The following is a 17,058-nucleotide window of genomic DNA, read 5'->3' on the forward strand; positions in this document are numbered from 1 at the left end:
AATTATTTTATAAGCAATTCCGCTTCAAAAACATCCGCAAAATGTTTTCTGATTTTTGCTTTGATATCTTCCACTTCTTCAGGGGTCAGTTCTCTTTCCAGCTCTCTTTTTAAAGAAGTGACCTGCTTGTCTTTTATCCCGCATGGAACGATGTATTCAAAATACCGCATATCGGTGTTGACGTTTAAAGCAAAACCATGCAGTGTAACCCATCGTGAAGCTTTTACGCCCATCGCACAGATCTTTCTGGCATAAGGTTTTCCGACATCCAGCCAGACTCCTGTTTCCCCTTCGGAGCGTTCTCCTTTCAGTCCGTATTCTGCAATGGTCCTGATAATAACTTCTTCCAGGTTTCGCATGTATTTATGAATATCGGTGAAAAAGTTTTCAAGATCAAGAATAGGGTAGCCTACAATTTGTCCGTATCCGTGATAAGTAATATCCCCGCCTCGGTTTACCTTTACAAAAGTGGCATCAATCTCTTTTAATTTGTCGATTCCGGCGAGCATATTTTCTTCATGACCGCTTTTTCCTAACGTGTAAACATGCGGATGTTCTACTAAAAGAAAATGGTTGGGTGTGATACTATGCTGTTCTGCAGGCAGGTCGCGGTTTTTAATTTTAAGGTCGATGATGTTCTTCATCAGAGATTCCTGATAATCCCAGGCTGACTGGTACTCTCTGGTTCCTAAATCTTCAAATTCTACAACTTTATTCTGATGTGTATTCATTTTATTTTTTGATGATACAAATTTAGTGATTTTTACGCTTTGATCGAATGGATGAAATCTATAGCCTTATTCTTCCAATCTCTATCATGAAGTAAAATATCTACAAAGGCAGTTCCTATGATTCCGCCGGCGGCTTTTTCGGTTACAGTTTCGAAGTCTTGTTTTGTTTTTATTCCGAAACCGATCATCACCGGATTTTTCAGCTGTAAAGATGCAATTCTTGAAAAATATTCTTCATTTTTTAAATCTGCATTTTGATTTCCGGTAGTTGATGAGGAGCTTACGGCATACAGAAACCCGGAGCTTAAAGAATCCAGATACAGAATCCTTTCATCTGATGTTTCAGGAGTAATCAGAAAAGTAAAGTTCAGACCGTATTTTTTTATAATATGCTGATAATTTTTTTCAAATTCAATGGAAGGAAGATCCGGAATTATCAATCCTGAAACACCGCTTTCAGAACATTCTTTACAAAAATTTTCAAACCCAAAACTTAAAACAGGGTTGATATAGCCCATTAAAATCAAAGGAATTTTGAGTTTATTTTTAATGGATTTCAATTGTGAAAAAAGCTTTTCTATTGTCATTCCGTTTTTCAGTGCCGATTCGTGAGCCTTTTGAATAACAGGTCCGTCGGCCACAGGATCAGAATAGGGCATTCCGATTTCGATCATATCGGCCCCGGAATCCTGAATAAGCTGTATAATGTCTGCAGTATCTTCCAGCTGTGGAATTCCTGCGGTGAAGTATATATTGAGTTTTTTCATTTAAAATGCTTTTTAATTTGTTTTATGCTGAATATGCGATCCGGCTTGAGCGGAGCTCTTTTTGTGCAGCGAAGCGGAACAAAAAAGCGGGAGCGGAAGACGGGAATTATCGCCCAATTATTTTATAAATGTTTTAGATAGGTTTCCATGTCCTTATCTCCACGACCGCTCAGACAGATCACAACAATATCATCTTTTTCAAATGTTTTTTTATCTAAAACGGCTAGAGCATGGGCACTTTCCAGAGCTGGAATAACTCCTTCAATTTTGGTGAGCTGAAATGCCGACTGCAATGCCTCTTCATCAGTAATGCTGAAAAATTCCGCCCGGTTTTCTGTAAACAAATTCGCGTGAAAAGGTCCGATACCGGGATAATCCAGTCCTGCGGAAATAGAGTGAGGTTCAATAACCTGTCCGTCACTGGTTTGCATCACCAGACTTTTGCTTCCATGAAGAACGCCTAACGTTCCCAAAAAAGTAGTGGCAGCAGATTTTCCCGAATCTATTCCGAAACCTCCGGCTTCGGCTGCAATCAGTTGTACGTTTTCTTCTTCTACAAAATGGTAAAAAGCTCCTGCAGCATTGCTTCCGCCGCCAACACAGGCAATAACGTAATCGGGATTTTCGTGTCCCGTCTGTTCCAGCAGCTGCTCTTTGATTTCTTTTGAAATAATACTCTGAAACCTCGCCACCAAATCCGGAAAAGGGTGCGGCCCAACGACACTTCCAATGACATAATGTGTAGTTGAGGGATTGTTGATCCAGTCTCTCAAGGCTTCATTTACCGCATCTTTCAATGTTTTGGAGCCTGAAGTTGCGGGAATCACCTCTGCGCCCAGCATTTTCATACGGGCAACATTCGGAGCCTGTCTTTGAATGTCAATTTCTCCCATGTAAACAATACACTCCAGTCCGAGCAAAGCACATGCTGTGGCAGTGGCGACTCCATGCTGTCCGGCGCCGGTTTCAGCAATAATCCTGTTTTTGCCGAGACGTTTTGCCAGTAAAACCTGCCCTATCGCATTGTTGATTTTATGGGCTCCCGTATGGTTGAGATCTTCTCTTTTAAGATATATTCTGGTATTGTATTTTTCGCTTAAATTTTTAGCAAAATACAAAGGTGTCGCCCGCCCAACATAATTTTTTAATAAATCCTGGTATTCTTTCTGAAAACTTTCGGACTCAATGATCTCCAAATAATTAGACTGTAATTCTTCTACATTGGGATAAAGCATTTCGGGGATAAATGCTCCTCCGAATTCTCCATAGTATCCGTGTTTATCGGGATTTTTGTAATTCATATTTTGGTTTTTAATGTTATATTATTTTGATTGAGCAAGTCCCGAAGGGACGGCTTATGTCAGAATTGGATGGAATCCAATTAAACTAATCCCATAAATATTTTTCGTCATATTTCATTTTGTGTTTTTCGAGAATGTCCATCAGTTCTTCCTTGTAATGGATTTGCTGGTGATGCTGTCTTTGGTTTCTGATATAATTTCTTACAACAAATAGATTTTCTTCAGTCACTGAAAAAGCTCCGTACCCATCCTGCCAGAAGAAATTTTCATATTTTTTTCCTCTAGTTTTTATCCATTTGGATGAATTTGCTTTAATTTCCTGTACTAATTTCATTAGTGCAATTTTCTTTGAAAGCATACAAAGAATATGAATATGGTTATCTGTTCCTCCAATTTGCAATGCTGTACTTTCTAAATTTTTACAAATGACCGCGATATATGAAAATAATTCCTTTTCTATTTTTTTCATCAATGAAATCTTCCCGATGTTTTGTGCTGAAAACAATGTGAACATAATTTTTTACTAATGATTGTGACATCTTTGTGTTTTTTTAATTGTTATTTAAATCGGACTTACATCCGATTCTATTGTAGGTCGTCCCTTCGGGACTCTTTTTGTTTAAAATTTTTATTTAATCGGGTTTGTATCCTATTCTGCTATAAGTTGTCCCTTCGGGACTTTGTTTGTTTTTTTAATTGTTATTTAAATCGTGCTTACATCCGATTCTATTGTAGGTCGTCCCTTCGGGACTCTTTTTGTTTAAAATTTTTATTTAATCGGATTTGCATCCGATTCTGTTATAGGTCGTCCCTTCGGGACTCGGTTTTGTGGAAATATTTGTTTAATATTTTTATTTTTTTCAGATCTTTAATGCCGGGTTTTATTTCAAAGCGTGAATTGATATCGATGGCAAAAGGTTTTTGCTTTAAGATCTTTACATTTTCAATATTTTCCAGTGAAATGCCGCCACTTAGAAAGTAAGGAAAGGGGATTTCTGCTTCATTTAATATATTCCAGTCGAAGGTTTTTCCTGTTCCGCCAAATGCTGCAGAATCGGTGTCGAAGAGGAAATAATCAACAATGGATTTATTGGTGTTTATCGTTTGCTGTAATTGATCTGATTTTTGATTTCCAATTCGTATGGCTTTAATAATTTTGATTTCAGGATATAATTGTTTTCTTAGTTCGATCATAAAACCGTTATCTTCATCACCATGCAGCTGAATGAGATTCAGTTTTGCCTTTTCTGCGGTTTCTGTCACTTTTTCTAAGCTTTCATTTACAAAAACCCCCACTTTTCCCTGATGTGCAACCTCTGAAATCTGTTTCATATTCAGGTGATTCAAAATAAACCTCGGTGATTTTTCATAAAAAATAAAACCAAGAAAATCGGTATTCATTGAAATCAGTTCCTCAATTTGCTCCAATTGTGTTAAACCACACACCTTTATTTTTAGCAGATCATTTAGTTGCGTCTCGATCATTGTTAAATTTTTATACTGTTATATTGTTACATTCAAAGCAAATTCCCTGAATGCATTTCCCGGATCTTCATTTTTCATAAAATATTCTCCCATGAGGAAACCGTCAAACCCTTTTTCTTTCAAATACATGAAATCTTCAACACTGTAAATTCCGCTTTCTGCAACAGAGAGTGTCTTTTTAGGCAGCAGATTTTTCAACCGGACCGAATGTTCCAGATCTACCCGGAAATCTTTTAAATTCCGGTTGTTAATTCCTACCAGATCTATGTTTTTGTTATAATGTTGTAATTCTTCTTCGGTATGAATTTCCAATAAAACCTCCAAGCCGAGCGTATGAGCCAGATCTGTAAACTCATCAACCTGGGAAACGGAAAGACTGGCCGCAATAAGCAGTACAATGTCTGCACCCATATTTTTTGCTTCGTAAAACTGATATTCATCCACCATAAAATCTTTTCTTAAAATAGGAATACTGATATGTTCCCTTATTGGGTATATATCTGTAGGACTTCCTCCGAAGAAATCATGATCAGTTAATATCGAGATTGCACTGGCTCCGAATTTTTGATACGCTGAAGCGACGTCTAAAACAGAAGACTGATCATTGATGATTCCTTTTGAAGGAGACTTTCTTTTGAATTCGGCGATGATTCCGCTTTTGGTTTTTAATGTTTCCTTTAAAGAATACGTTTTTCTTCCAAAGAATGCTGAATCTTTCAACTGCTGAACGGAGATTTTCGACTTTGAAAACTCAATTTCCTCCTTTTTTCTCTGAATGATTTGGTCAAGTATATTCATAAGCATTATTTTAATAACAGTTCAAAGCTGTTTAATGCTTTTCCAGTGTAAAGACTTTCTTTGGCAAGAACCAGGCAGCTTTCATAGTTTCCGAATTTCCCTGTGTGAAAAAGCGCAACGGCAGCATTGGCCAAAACCACTGCATTTTGCTGCGGTGTTCCTCTTCCTTTTAGAATGTTTTTAAATATTTCAGCTGTTTCCGCAATAGTTGATCCCGCCTGAATGCTTTCTGCCGTTACAGGTTCAAAACCCAGATCAAGTGTTGAAAATATCTCTTCGCCTTCTTTGGTGATGATTTTGCTGTCGTGGGTAAGGCTGATTTCATCGTAACCATCCATTCCATGAACAAGAATGAAATCGCGGCTTTCCTTCTGAAGGAGGTATTGGTAAATCCTTGCAATCTCAAGATTATAAACACCAATTACTGAAAATTGCGGTTTGGCAGGATTGACCAACGGTCCCAGGAGATTAAAAAATGTCCGTAACCCAAGTGATTTTCTCAATGCGCCAACCGATTGTAGGGCAGGGTGGAAGAAGGGTGCATGCAGAAAACAGATGTTGGCTTTGTTGAGGTCTTCCTGTAATTCTTCCGAAGTTTTTTTAAAAATATAGCCTGCCTGTTCCAGAACATTTGAAGAACCTGTGAGGGTTGATGCACCGTAATTTCCATGTTTTATCACTTTTTGTCCGGTGCCGGCAACCACAAAACTCGCAAGGGTTGAGATGTTTATGGTGTTTTTCCCGTCACCACCGGTTCCTACTATGTCAATCGCATCTTTTGCATCAATATTAACCGGAACAGCCATTTGCAGAAGAGCTTCACGGAAACCCTGAAGTTCGGGTAATGTAATATTACGCATTAGGAAAATCGTTACAAAAGCGGTAACTTCGGTCATATTGAATTTATTTTGAGCAATTTCAATCATAATGGCTTTTGCCTGAGATTTGGACAACGTATGATGATTGAAAAGATATTCTAGAATCTCTTTCATTGATTTTAATTTAAATAGATTATTAATTCAGAAGAAAGTTTCTGATAATAATTTCTCCTTCCGGGGTCAGAATGCTTTCAGGATGGAACTGTACGCCATGAACATCGTAGGTTTTATGCTGCAGTGCCATGATCATACCATCTTTGTCTATTGCTGTTATTTCAAGTTCTTCCGGAAAACCGTCAGGATTTACCGCCCAGCTATGGTATCTTCCGACTTCCATTCCGCTATTGAGATTTTTAAAAATTTTGGTCTCCGGCTTTACAATTTCTGTGGATGTGGCAACACCATGGAAAATCTCAGTAAGGTTAATCAGGCTTCCGCCGAATGCTTCAGCAATGGCCTGCTGGCCGAGGCAAACTCCTAAAATGCTTTTTGTGGGCGCATATTCTTTAATTAAATCCAGTAAAATTCCCGCCTCTTCGGGGATTCCGGGACCGGGTGAAAGAACAATTTTATCGTATTTGCTAATCTCTTCCAACGTAATTTCGTCGTTCTTTACAACGTCTACTTTTGTCTGCAGAATTCTTTCGATCATCTGAACAAGATTGTAGGTAAAGCTGTCGTAATTATCGAAGACCAGAACTTTAGTTGCTGGTTGTTGGTTGTTGGTTGTTGGGATATTTTGTTTCATTTTATTTTTTTTTGTAATAGGCTATAAACCCATTTAATAACTTTTTACAGATAATTATTTGATTTAAAATTTCAGTAAACTCTTTGGCATTTATGTAATTTTGGTCGGAAGATAAATACAGCTGTGTTTCCAATTCATATAATGAACCTCTTGCGATAAACAGAAAATGTATTGTTTCTTTGTTTGTATTTCTTCCGCAACCTTCTGCGATATTTGAGGGAACAGAAATTGCAGATCTTCTGATTTGATTTTGAAGTCCGAAAATTTCTTCTTTTGGGTATTTTTTTGTTGCATTATAAACAAGATTAGTAAGTTTTCTTGATTCAATCCAAACATCAAGATTTGTGTATTCCATAATTTGTATTTATTTATTTATTTATTTATTTTGATCACTATCATGAAGTTAGCCATTACCATCAACTGATAACCAACAACGATCAACCAACAACGATCAACCAACAACGATCAACCAACAACGATCAACCATTAAATAGCTTTTCTGCTTTCTCCACTGCTTTTTTCAGGGCATTAAGCTTGTTATTCACTTCCAGCAATTCACTTTCTGGGCTTGATTTTGCGACTAATCCGGCTCCCGCCTGATAATACAGCGTATTGTTTTTGCTTAAAAAAGTACGGATCATAATGGCCTGGTTGCAGGTTCCGTTTAACCCGAAAAATCCTATGCATCCACCGTAATATCCTCTTGAATCTTTTTCATAGGTATTAATGAGCTGTAATGCTTTATGTTTTGGAGCTCCGCTTAACGTTCCCTGTGGAAAGGTTGCTGCCATCATTTCGAAAGGTTTTGTTCCTTCAGATAAATCGGCGGTAACTTCGCTCACCATATGAATAACGTGTGAAAATAATTGTATTTCCTTCAGCTTTGTCACAGTGACGTTTTTTCCAAGCTTTCCGAGATCATTTCTCGCCAAATCAACAAGCATGGTGTGTTCTGCGTTTTCTTTGGGATCTTTTTTTAAAGATTCGGCGGATTGCAAATCGGTTTCAAAGTCGCCGGTTCTTTTGAAAGTTCCCGCAATAGGATGGATAATCGCTTTGTTATCTTTAATAATGAGTTGGCTTTCAGGGCTTGAACCAAAGAGTTTGTAGCTTCCGTAATCGAAAAAAAATAAATACGGCGAAGGATTTATATTTCTCAAAGCACGATACACATTGAACTCGTCCCCTTTGAATTTCTGTTCAAATCTTCTGCTCAGAACCAACTGAAATACATCCCCTCTCATGCAGTGTTTCTGGGCTGTTTTCACCAGGTCGATATATTCTTCATCTGTAATATTTGAAATTTCTTCTCCATTTTTTTCAAACGGATAAATGGCAGAATTTTTATTTTTGATATAACTTTCCAGCGTATACATATCGGATTTTATTCCTTCGATCTGGTTTTCGATAAGATGCATTTCATCATTGTAGTGGTTGATAGCAATTACATATTGATACAGGCGGTAGCGGAGAAGCGGGATTTCAACTTCCGGACTCTGCGGTTTAAATTCAAGCTTTTCAAAGAATTGCACGGCCTCAAAGCTGGTATACCCGAAAAGACTTTGAGCGGTTTCTGCAATCGGATCATGCGTTTTTTCACATTCAAACACATTTGAAAATTCGTCAAAAATACCGGCAATATCTTTTTCTAAAGGTTGTTTTACAGGTTCTTCACCAGGAAGTTTTAGTTCATATTCTTTTAGATTTTTAATTTCAATTCCGGCGATGGCATTGATGGCAATGAATGAGAAATTATTATCCATGTTTTTGGAATCTGAGCTTTCCAGCAAAATGGTGTCTCTGAATTTATCGCGCACCTGCAGGTAAATATTCATCGGAGTCTGGAGATCTCCAAGGGTTTTTCTGGAAACGGTTTTTATTTTTATTTTTTTACTGAACATCACAGTTTTTTTATATAGTTTAAACAAAAAAAGACTTCAACGGGATACGTCAAAGTCTTTATTATATAATTTATGATTATAATCGCTGTATAAGAATCACCAACACGACAATAACTTCAGACCCGACGAAGAGTTTGAAAGCCACCACCAATTTTTATTGTTGCTGATATGAAACATGCCACAAATGTAAATATTTTTTTTAATACAAAAAATAAAATCCAGAAAATTTAATTTCTTTCTCGTCATAATAATTACAGCATGATCTGTCTTAAGAGTACTAATATTGGTGTTTCTTTTCTTAGAATATCTTTAAAATGAATATTTATCATGAGTTTAAAAGTTTATTTTTTATATTTTTGCTTAATAATTTTATAGAAAAAATGAAAAAAGTATTAGCAATTGCATTTATCGGAGGTTTATTAGTGGCTAACTGTTCTAAAAAGCCAAATCATGACTTACAAGACAGCAACACAATGTTGCCGGAACCGGACGCACCAACGGCAGTACAGCAGGATTCCAGCGCAGAAACAAGAGATACACCGGAAGCTGATGTAAATGCGGCAATGTCAGTTCCTGCTAAAGACGCAAAAGCCGATACGCTTACAAAATAATGAGAAAACTTTTTTTAGCAGGAATTATTGGGCTGTGCCTGTTTTCTTGTTCTCAAAAAGAAAATGTGCCTGTGGACACAGCATCTTCGGAAAAAACGGTTGATACTGAATCTGCGAAAAACAGTCTTTCCGGAGATCAGATCATCGAAAGCCTGGATTGTTCCGGATGTCACGCGGTTAATGAAAGAATGATAGGACCTTCTTATCAGGAAATTGCAGATAAGTATTCTGAAAAAGATATTGATCTGCTTGCTTCAAAAATTATAGAAGGCGGCAGCGGAGTCTGGGGCAGTGTACCGATGGCACCGCATCCTCAGGTATCAAAAGAAGAGGCTAAAAAAATGGTGGAGTATATTTTAATGCTAAAGAAAAAATAATCCATCCTGAAAAATAATAAAGCTGTTTCTCATTACGGGACACAGCTTTTTTTATACTTATTTAGCAATAATCTTACCTAATTTACTCCGAAAGCAGACAAAATTTTGAATTTTAAGGACAAAAACCCTTATCTTTGCGCGTTATTGAAATATAGAAATAATGCAATTATCAGAACAGGAAATTATCAGAAGAGAAAAGCTGAACAAGCTTGTTGAAATGGGGATTAACGCATTCCCGGCAGATGAATATGTAATTACAGATACTACAGAATCTATAAAACAGGATTTCGCTGATAATAAACAGGTTAAGATTGCAGGAAGATTAATGTCAAGAAGAATTCAGGGAAAAGCTTCTTTCGCTGAATTGCAGGACTCTACAGGCAGAATTCAGGTGTATTTCAACAGAGATGAAATCTGTACAGGTGAAGACAAAACTTTATACAATGAGGTGTACAAACACCTTTTAGATATAGGAGATATTATCGGCGTTGAAGGAGAATTGTTCACAACGCAGGTTGGTGAGAAAACGGTTTTGGTAAAAAACTTTACCCTTCTTACAAAATCACTAAGACCGCTTCCTCAGGCAAAAACTGATGAAAACGGAGTAGTGCATGATGCATTCAATGATCCGGAACTAAGATACAGACAGCGTTACGTAGATTTAACGGTAAATCCTCAGATAAAGGAAGTTTTCGTGAAAAGAACCAAGTTGTTCAACGCCATGAGAACATTCTTCAATGACGCCGGATATTTTGAAGTGGAAACTCCGATCTTACAGTCGATTCCGGGAGGTGCGGCTGCAAGGCCGTTCATCACTCATCATAATGCATTAGACATTCCATTATATTTAAGAATTGCCAACGAATTGTATCTGAAAAGATTAATTGTAGGTGGTTTTGATGGAGTTTACGAATTCTCCAAAAACTTCAGAAATGAAGGGATGGACAGAACCCATAACCCGGAATTTACCGCCATGGAAATCTATGTAGCTTATAAAGACTACAACTGGATGATGGATTTCACGGAAAAATTGTTGGAATTTTGTGCGATTCAGGTAAACGGGACAACGAAAGCAACTTTCGGAGAACATGAAGTGGATTTCAAAGCACCTTATCAAAGAATTTCGATGACGGATGCGATTTTGAAGTTTACAGGCTTTGATATTACCGGAAAAACAGAGCAGGAATTGTTTGATTTTGCCAAGTCTATCGGGATTGATGTTAATGAAACGATGGGTAAAGGAAAACTTATTGATGAAATTTTCGGTGAAAAATGTGAAGGCAACTTCATTCAGCCGACTTTCATTACCGATTATCCTATTGAAATGTCTCCATTGACGAAGAAACACAGAAGCAAAGAAGGACTTACTGAACGTTTTGAATTGATGGTGTGTGGAAAAGAAATTGCCAATGCATATTCTGAGCTGAATGATCCGATCGATCAGAGAGAACGTTTTGAGGACCAGTTAAAACTGTCTGAAAAAGGAGATGACGAAGCAGGTCAGTTCATTGATGAAGATTTCCTTAGAGCTTTGGAATACGGAATGCCACCAACATCAGGATTAGGAATCGGGATGGACCGATTAATCATGTTCTTAACAAATAATGCCTCCATCCAGGAAGTATTGTTCTTCCCGCAGATGAAGCCTGAGAAAACTGTTCCTCAAGTCGAATTAGGTGAAGACGAAAAAGTGATTCTAGAAATTTTAAACGCTCAGGAAGAGCCGTTTTTATTGGCAGAAGTGAAAGAAAGAAGTCAGCTTTCCGGTAAAAAATGGGATAAAGCGTCTAAGACGTTAACAAAGAATAATCTGGTGAAAGTAGAAAAGATTGATGACAATCTTTTGATGAAACTGGTTTAAGATTTTATTTTTATATAATTTAGTTCCGGCGGAAGCGAAGCTTCCGCCGGAACTTTTTTAAACAGACGCAAACTATTTTTGCTGATTTTACGTTTCCATTAAAAACTATCAGATGAAAACTCTCGTATTGCTGGTTTTTTGTTGTATCAGTATCCAATCACAAATGCTTACTTCTGTCTATTTCGACTATGACAGTTATACACTCACGAAAGAATCCCAAAAGAAATTAGATAGTTTGGCAAACCTGAAAAGCAATCTGAAATTCAGGATTTTCGGAAACTGTGACATCTCCGGAAGCTCAGAATACAATAAAAAGCTGTCTGAAAATCGGGCAAGCGCGGTCAGCAAATACCTTCAGGCAAGAATCGGAAATACGATTGCTTTGGAAAGTGTGGTTGGCTTAGGAAAAGAAAAGCAGATCAATGACAACAGTACCGAAGAATTACGCCGTAGAAACAGGAGAGTAGATATTTTTGTTGATCAGGTACTGATGGCTGGAGAAATAAAATCCGGCCGGTCATTTGAAAGTTTTTTCAGCAAAAAGGTGTCTGATATGAAAGTCGGAGATACCTATTCTTTACCGAATGTCAATTTTATCGGAGGCCGTCATGTCTGGTTCCCGAAAGGAAATAAGATTCTAATTCAGCTGGCTGATGTGCTGAAAAATAACCCATCTCTTGAAGTTGAGCTTCAGGGACATATCTGTTGTGATTACGATAATTTTGACGGTGAAGATCTTGATTTGAAAACTTTTAATCTTTCCTGGACGAGAGCTAATGCGATCAAAGAGTTCCTTGAAAAGCAGGGAGTAAATCCTCGACAAATTAAAGTTACCGGAATGGGACATCTCAATCCCGTCGTTTATCCTGAACGTACTGAGGAAGATATGATAAAAAACAGAAGAGTGGAAATTGTGGTGCTTAAAAAATAGTGGATTTCGGGCGGAAGCGAAGCTTCCGCCCGAAATCCACTCCAAATCAAATTCATTATCAAGGATTTGTTTCGTGACCTTTATTATTAATTTCGTCTCAGTTTGCTGAATGAAGCCATCAGATAAAATAAAAACGGTAGAATAAAGATAGACCCCAAGATCAATGCCCATCCTAAAGCGGAGATGGTTTTCGGAGCTGCAACATGCTCCAGCAAAGAAAGATGCTGACCATTCCCAAAAAGAATAATATTGGGATTATGCTGATAGGTTGCGGCCACTAAAATCATAACAACCTGGAATCCTGCTAATGCTCTTACGGGAAGAAGTTTCCTGGTATTCATGGCTCTCAGGATCAATACCAGGCAAATGGTTGCAAAGGCGGTTGCCATAATTCCCAGGGGTTTTGAAAAGACCCACATGATTAAAGGAATATCGGAGAGATAAGCTGTTAAGAAAACCAATGCTCCGGTAATGACTACAAAAATCATGGTTTGCTTGGATTTTTTAATCATTAAATTAAGTTCCAGTCGGTCAACTGTTTCTCTCAAGGCAAAAATAGAAGCCAGATAAGCGCAGATGGCAGCTGTGAACAGTCCTACAGCAACGCCAAACCAATTCAGCCAGCTGAAAATATATAAATCTAAAAAGCTGGTAGCATTAGGATTGATCGAATGGGAAATCGTAGCGGCAGCAATTAATCCCAGGAAAAACGGTGTCAGCAGACTCGAAAAATAAAAAATTTGGGTGTACAGCCTCTGCCATTCATCTTTCACAGCATCATAATGCCTGAAAGTAAATGCCGTTCCTCTTGCAATAATGCCGATGAGCATTAAAACCAATGGGATATGGAGATACGTTGACAAAGTGGTATAAATTTCAGGAAAACCAACAAAAAGAATAACGATAGCAATGATCAGCCACATATGATTGGCTTCCCACACCGGAGCGATCGATTCATACATGATCATCTGCGTTTTCGGACGGTTCTTTTTTCTCGTAAAAAGCTCTACAATTCCTGCCCCGAAATCTGCTCCGCCCAAAATCACGTAAAGACAGATCGACAGCCAGAGAAAACCTATAACTACGTATATCATAATTTTTTTTGTTTAGCGTTAAACTGAGGATCGGTAGGGTCATAAAGTTTCGGAACCATTTTGATCTGCCTGGTCAGAAGGAAAATAATGACGAAAGACAGCGAAACAAAAACGGCAGTAAAGAAATAGAACGAATATTGTATTCCGGGCATTGGTGTTACGGCATCCACAGTTTTCATAATTCCGTAAATAATCCAGGGCTGCCTCCCCACTTCCGTTACGGTCCACCCGGCTTCAAGCGCAATATATCCGAATGGAGTTGCTGTCAAGAATGTCCTTAGCAGCCATTTTCTTTCCAGCCATTCTTTTTTGAAAAATGCAGCGTACAAATAAATAATTCCTATAATAATCATTACAACCCCAAAGAAAATCATGATCTGAAATGCAAAATGGACAACAGCAACCGGCGGCCATTCATCCCTAGGAAAATCTTTCAGTCCTTTTACTTCAGAATTAAAATCATTGCTCACGAGAAAACTTAAGACTTTAGGGATTTTTATAGCATATTTTATTTCTGCTTTTTCTTCATTCGGAATACCTCCAATTACAAAAGCTGCACCTTTTTCTGTCTCAAAATGTGCTTCCATGGCAGCGAGTTTTATAGGCTGTCTCTCTGCCACGGATTTCGCGGCAACATCACCACTAAGAGGTGCTCCAAAAGCTCCTATTAATGCGAATCCGGCAGCAATTTTAAAGGCTTTGGTGTGAAATTCAACATTCTTTTTGCGAAGGATCATATAGGCATGAACTCCCGCAACAGCAAATCCTGTGGCACAAAATGCGGCAACCGTCATATGCAGTGCCTGCGGAAACCAGGCATCATTAAACATCGCTTTGATAGGGTCTATATTCAGGTACTGTCCGTTAATATAATCAAAACCGGCAGGAGAATTCATCCATGCATTGGCCGCAACTACTAAAATTCCTGAAGCTAAGCCACTGATCCCAACCAGAAAGCCGCAGAACCAGTGAAACCATTTATTAAACCTGTCCCAGCCGTATAGAAAAAATCCTATGGCAATCGCTTCTATAAAAAAGGCTGTTCCCTCCAGGGAAAAAGGCATCCCGAAAATAGGACCAGCGTGTTTCATGAACTGCGGCCAGAGAAGTCCGAGCTCAAAAGAAAGCATCGTTCCGGAAACTGCTCCGGTAGCAAAAAGTATGGCGACGCCTTTGCTCCATGCTTTGGTGAGACCTTTGTAGATTTCATTATTTGTTTTTAAATATTTCCAGTGGGCAAACGCCATCAGAAAAGGCATAACCATTCCCACACACGAAAAAATAATATGAAAACCAAGGGACATTGCCATTTGGGCACGGGCTGCAAGGAAATCGTCCATAAATATAATTTTAAGTAAATAAATGTAAGGATAAATTGCCTATTTACGAATATGATTTCCGACAGTTATTATTCAGATTGAAGATTTTAACTTTGTATTTTTTATGGCTAAATTCTATTCCGTTTCTGTGGAAAAGTCTATAGGTTTTTGACACATTTTAACTTTCATACCTCGAAAAAAATCACGATATTTGTGGGTCTTTGCATTTAGCAAAATTTTTAATATTTTATATGAGTCAGAAACAATATACAGCTAGTAGTATTCAGGCATTGGAAGGGATGGAACACGTTCGTATGCGTCCTTCAATGTACATTGGTGATGTAGGGGTAAGAGGCCTGCATCATTTGGTTTATGAAGTAGTGGATAATTCTATTGACGAGGCTTTGGCAGGATACTGCGACACCATCTTTGTCAGCATTAAAGAAGGAAACGGAATTGAAGTAAGTGACAACGGTAGAGGTATTCCGGTAGACTTCCATGAAAAAGAACAAAAATCTGCTCTTGAGGTTGTAATGACTAAAATCGGGGCCGGAGGTAAGTTCGATAAAGATTCGTATAAGGTTTCCGGAGGTCTCCACGGTGTTGGGGTTTCTTGTGTGAATGCACTTTCCAATGAAATGGTAACAACCGTTTACAGAGATGGAAACATTTATCAACAGATCTATTCCAGAGGAAAAGCACAAACCGGTGTTGAAGAAATCGGGAACAGTGACAAACGAGGAACCAAGCAGTTCTTCCAGCCGGATGATACTATTTTTACCGAACTGGTTTATAACTATGATACCTTAGCAACCCGTTTAAGAGAACTTTCTTACCTTAATAAAGGAATTACGATCACCTTAACGGATGAAAGAGAGAAGCTTGAAGACGGATCTTTCAGATCTGAAGTTTTTCATTCCGAAGGCGGATTAAAGGAATTTGTTGCCTACATCGACGGAAACCGTGAATCCATCATGGAGAATGTAATCTTCATGGAGGGCGAAAGAGATGATATTCCGGTGGAGGTAGCCATGCGTTATAACACATCATTTACTGAAAATCTTCACTCGTATGTTAATAATATCAATACGCATGAAGGAGGGACTCACCTTGCGGGTTTCAGACGGGCTTTAACGAGAACCCTTAAAAAATACGCCGATGATCTGGGCATTCCGCAAAAAGAAAAAGTAGAGGTTACCGGTGATGATTTCCGTGAAGGATTAACAGCTGTGATTTCTGTAAAAGTGATGGAACCTCAGTTTGAAGGACAAACTAAAACTAAACTCGGTAACTCAGAAGTTTCCGGTGCGGTAGATAAAATCGTAGGGGAAATGTTAACCAATTTCCTTGAAGAAAATCCTACTGAAGCGAAGCAGATTGTTCAAAAAGTGGTTTTAGCGGCAAAAGCAAGACAGGCAGCAAAGAAAGCCCGCGAAATGGTTCAGCGAAAATCTCCGATGGGAGGCTCCGGACTTCCGGGAAAATTGTCTGACTGCTCCTCAAAAGATCCTGCAGAATCTGAAATCTTCCTTGTAGAGGGAGATTCAGCAGGAGGAACGGCAAAACAGGGCCGCGACAGATTCTTCCAGGCGATTCTTCCATTAAGAGGAAAGATTCTGAATGTTGAAAAATCAATGCTTCATAAAGTATATGATAACGAGGAAATCAAAAATATTTATACCGCTCTTGGTGTTTCCGTTGGAACAGAGGAAGACAGCAAGGCATTGAATATGGCTAAGCTGAGATATCATAAAATCGTAATCATGACCGATGCCGATATCGACGGATCTCACATTTCTACCCTGATCCTGACTTTCTTCTTCAGATATATGAAAGAGCTGATTGAGAACGGGTATATTTATATTGCCCAGCCGCCTTTGTATTTACTGAAAAAAGGAAACAAAAAAGTATATGCTTACAACGAAAAGGAGCGTGAAGAATTTACCCTCGAAATGTCTCCGGACGGTAAAGGAGTGGAAGTGCAGCGTTACAAAGGTCTTGGAGAAATGAATCCTGAACAGCTTTGGGAAACAACTCTTAACCCTGAACACAGAATCCTTAAGCAGGTAACTATTGATAATGCCGTAGAAGCGGACAGTGTTTTCTCCATGCTTATGGGAGATGAGGTTCCTCCGAGGAGAGAATTTATTGAAAAGAATGCAAAATATGCAAAAATTGATGCATAATAGAATAGCATTTAACATAATAAAAAGGCCTCAATAAATGAGGTCTTTTTACTTTTATTTTAATTCTTGT

At 38.3% G+C, this 17,058-nt stretch carries 17 protein-coding genes; 5 read left to right on the forward strand and 12 right to left on the reverse strand.

The genetic code is table 11. The features are described from left to right. Window positions 1-2: 2 nt before the first annotated feature. From lipB to BUA76_RS09475, 10 genes are all read right to left on the reverse strand, one after another. Window positions 3-731: a lipoyl(octanoyl) transferase LipB gene (lipB, locus tag BUA76_RS09430; protein WP_072884563.1), complete on the reverse strand. Its 729-nt coding sequence runs from the start codon at window positions 729-731 to the stop codon at window positions 3-5. Window positions 732-763: 32 nt separating this feature from the next. Further along, window positions 764-1,498, reverse strand: a complete 735-nt coding sequence (gene trpA / locus BUA76_RS09435) for a tryptophan synthase subunit alpha (RefSeq protein ID WP_072884564.1) — start codon at window positions 1,496-1,498, stop codon at window positions 764-766. A 122-nt stretch (window positions 1,499-1,620) separates the two neighbouring features. After that, window positions 1,621-2,799 (reverse strand): tryptophan synthase subunit beta, encoded by a 1,179-nt coding sequence (gene trpB / locus BUA76_RS09440; protein WP_072884565.1) that lies wholly within the window; start codon window positions 2,797-2,799, stop codon window positions 1,621-1,623. 85 nt (window positions 2,800-2,884) lie between these two features. Then, on the reverse strand, window positions 2,885-3,268 hold the full coding sequence (locus BUA76_RS09445; protein ID WP_262484271.1) for a transposase: 384 nt from the start codon (window positions 3,266-3,268) through the stop codon (window positions 2,885-2,887). 329 nt (window positions 3,269-3,597) lie between these two features. Beyond that, complete coding sequence (locus BUA76_RS09450; protein WP_072884566.1) at window positions 3,598-4,284, reverse strand: phosphoribosylanthranilate isomerase; 687 nt, start codon at window positions 4,282-4,284, stop codon at window positions 3,598-3,600. A gap of 18 nt (window positions 4,285-4,302) precedes the next feature. Then, window positions 4,303-5,082, reverse strand: coding sequence for an indole-3-glycerol phosphate synthase TrpC (gene trpC, locus BUA76_RS09455; protein ID WP_072884684.1), 780 nt, complete (start codon window positions 5,080-5,082; stop codon window positions 4,303-4,305). 5 nt (window positions 5,083-5,087) lie between these two features. Continuing rightward, window positions 5,088-6,074 (reverse strand): anthranilate phosphoribosyltransferase, encoded by a 987-nt coding sequence (gene trpD / locus BUA76_RS09460; protein ID WP_072884567.1) that lies wholly within the window; start codon window positions 6,072-6,074, stop codon window positions 5,088-5,090. Between the two features lie 22 nt (window positions 6,075-6,096). Beyond that, window positions 6,097-6,708, reverse strand: coding sequence for an anthranilate synthase component II (locus BUA76_RS09465; protein ID WP_072884568.1), 612 nt, complete (start codon window positions 6,706-6,708; stop codon window positions 6,097-6,099). Between the two features lies 1 nt (window position 6,709). Beyond that, complete coding sequence (locus tag BUA76_RS09470; protein ID WP_072884569.1) at window positions 6,710-7,063, reverse strand: four helix bundle protein; 354 nt, start codon at window positions 7,061-7,063, stop codon at window positions 6,710-6,712. Window positions 7,064-7,187: 124 nt separating this feature from the next. Further along, complete coding sequence (locus BUA76_RS09475; protein ID WP_072884570.1) at window positions 7,188-8,609, reverse strand: anthranilate synthase component I family protein; 1,422 nt, start codon at window positions 8,607-8,609, stop codon at window positions 7,188-7,190. A gap of 380 nt (window positions 8,610-8,989) precedes the next feature. Between BUA76_RS09475 and BUA76_RS09480 the strand changes: the two genes are divergently transcribed. From BUA76_RS09480 to BUA76_RS09495, 4 genes are all read left to right on the forward strand, one after another. After that, window positions 8,990-9,220, forward strand: a complete 231-nt coding sequence (locus BUA76_RS09480) for a hypothetical protein (protein WP_072884685.1) — start codon at window positions 8,990-8,992, stop codon at window positions 9,218-9,220. Continuing rightward, window positions 9,220-9,597 (forward strand): c-type cytochrome, encoded by a 378-nt coding sequence (locus BUA76_RS09485; protein ID WP_072884571.1) that lies wholly within the window; start codon window positions 9,220-9,222, stop codon window positions 9,595-9,597. Before BUA76_RS09480 ends, BUA76_RS09485 begins: the two co-directional genes overlap by 1 nt. 160 nt (window positions 9,598-9,757) lie before the next feature. Then, the gene (gene lysS / locus BUA76_RS09490) at window positions 9,758-11,458 is read left to right on the forward strand and encodes a lysine--tRNA ligase (RefSeq protein ID WP_072884572.1); all 1,701 of its coding nucleotides are present in this window, start codon (window positions 9,758-9,760) and stop codon (window positions 11,456-11,458) included. Window positions 11,459-11,570: 112 nt separating this feature from the next. Beyond that, complete coding sequence (locus BUA76_RS09495; RefSeq protein ID WP_083573200.1) at window positions 11,571-12,389, forward strand: OmpA family protein; 819 nt, start codon at window positions 11,571-11,573, stop codon at window positions 12,387-12,389. A gap of 86 nt (window positions 12,390-12,475) precedes the next feature. On the opposite strand, the gene BUA76_RS09500 is transcribed toward BUA76_RS09495, so the two are convergent. Both BUA76_RS09500 and BUA76_RS09505 read right to left on the reverse strand, forming a co-directional pair. After that, entirely contained in the window at window positions 12,476-13,483 is a 1,008-nt protein-coding gene (locus BUA76_RS09500; protein ID WP_072884574.1) for a cytochrome d ubiquinol oxidase subunit II, read from the reverse strand. Further along, window positions 13,480-14,823: a cytochrome ubiquinol oxidase subunit I gene (locus BUA76_RS09505; RefSeq protein ID WP_072884575.1), complete on the reverse strand. Its 1,344-nt coding sequence runs from the start codon at window positions 14,821-14,823 to the stop codon at window positions 13,480-13,482. The genes BUA76_RS09500 and BUA76_RS09505 overlap by 4 nt, the downstream gene beginning before the upstream one ends. A gap of 230 nt (window positions 14,824-15,053) precedes the next feature. Between BUA76_RS09505 and gyrB the strand changes: the two genes are divergently transcribed. After that, window positions 15,054-16,988: a DNA topoisomerase (ATP-hydrolyzing) subunit B gene (gene gyrB / locus BUA76_RS09510; RefSeq protein ID WP_072884576.1), complete on the forward strand. Its 1,935-nt coding sequence runs from the start codon at window positions 15,054-15,056 to the stop codon at window positions 16,986-16,988. Window positions 16,989-17,058 lie beyond the last annotated feature (70 nt).

Origin of the sequence: Chryseobacterium takakiae, assembly GCF_900129385.1 — a bacterium.
Classification (GTDB): Bacteria; Bacteroidota; Bacteroidia; order Flavobacteriales; family Weeksellaceae; genus Chryseobacterium; species Chryseobacterium takakiae.

What these genes read in the sequence shown, in the direction of transcription:
- lipB (WP_072884563.1), bottom strand. Translation starts at nt 731, where the DNA reads ATGAATACACATCAGAATAAAGTTGTAGAATTTGAAGATTTAGGAACC.
- trpA (WP_072884564.1), bottom strand. Translation starts at nt 1,498, where the DNA reads ATGAAAAAACTCAATATATACTTCACCGCAGGAATTCCACAGCTGGAA.
- trpB (WP_072884565.1), bottom strand. Translation starts at nt 2,799, where the DNA reads ATGAATTACAAAAATCCCGATAAACACGGATACTATGGAGAATTCGGA.
- BUA76_RS09445 (WP_262484271.1), bottom strand. Translation starts at nt 3,268, where the DNA reads ATGAAAAAAATAGAAAAGGAATTATTTTCATATATCGCGGTCATTTGT.
- BUA76_RS09450 (WP_072884566.1), bottom strand. Translation starts at nt 4,284, where the DNA reads ATGATCGAGACGCAACTAAATGATCTGCTAAAAATAAAGGTGTGTGGT.
- trpC (WP_072884684.1), bottom strand. Translation starts at nt 5,082, where the DNA reads ATGAATATACTTGACCAAATCATTCAGAGAAAAAAGGAGGAAATTGAG.
- trpD (WP_072884567.1), bottom strand. Translation starts at nt 6,074, where the DNA reads ATGAAAGAGATTCTAGAATATCTTTTCAATCATCATACGTTGTCCAAA.
- BUA76_RS09465 (WP_072884568.1), bottom strand. Translation starts at nt 6,708, where the DNA reads ATGAAACAAAATATCCCAACAACCAACAACCAACAACCAGCAACTAAA.
- BUA76_RS09470 (WP_072884569.1), bottom strand. Translation starts at nt 7,063, where the DNA reads ATGGAATACACAAATCTTGATGTTTGGATTGAATCAAGAAAACTTACT.
- BUA76_RS09475 (WP_072884570.1), bottom strand. Translation starts at nt 8,609, where the DNA reads ATGTTCAGTAAAAAAATAAAAATAAAAACCGTTTCCAGAAAAACCCTT.
- BUA76_RS09480 (WP_072884685.1), top strand. Translation starts at nt 8,990, where the DNA reads ATGAAAAAAGTATTAGCAATTGCATTTATCGGAGGTTTATTAGTGGCT.
- BUA76_RS09485 (WP_072884571.1), top strand. Translation starts at nt 9,220, where the DNA reads ATGAGAAAACTTTTTTTAGCAGGAATTATTGGGCTGTGCCTGTTTTCT.
- lysS (WP_072884572.1), top strand. Translation starts at nt 9,758, where the DNA reads ATGCAATTATCAGAACAGGAAATTATCAGAAGAGAAAAGCTGAACAAG.
- BUA76_RS09495 (WP_083573200.1), top strand. Translation starts at nt 11,571, where the DNA reads ATGAAAACTCTCGTATTGCTGGTTTTTTGTTGTATCAGTATCCAATCA.
- BUA76_RS09500 (WP_072884574.1), bottom strand. Translation starts at nt 13,483, where the DNA reads ATGATATACGTAGTTATAGGTTTTCTCTGGCTGTCGATCTGTCTTTAC.
- BUA76_RS09505 (WP_072884575.1), bottom strand. Translation starts at nt 14,823, where the DNA reads ATGGACGATTTCCTTGCAGCCCGTGCCCAAATGGCAATGTCCCTTGGT.
- gyrB (WP_072884576.1), top strand. Translation starts at nt 15,054, where the DNA reads ATGAGTCAGAAACAATATACAGCTAGTAGTATTCAGGCATTGGAAGGG.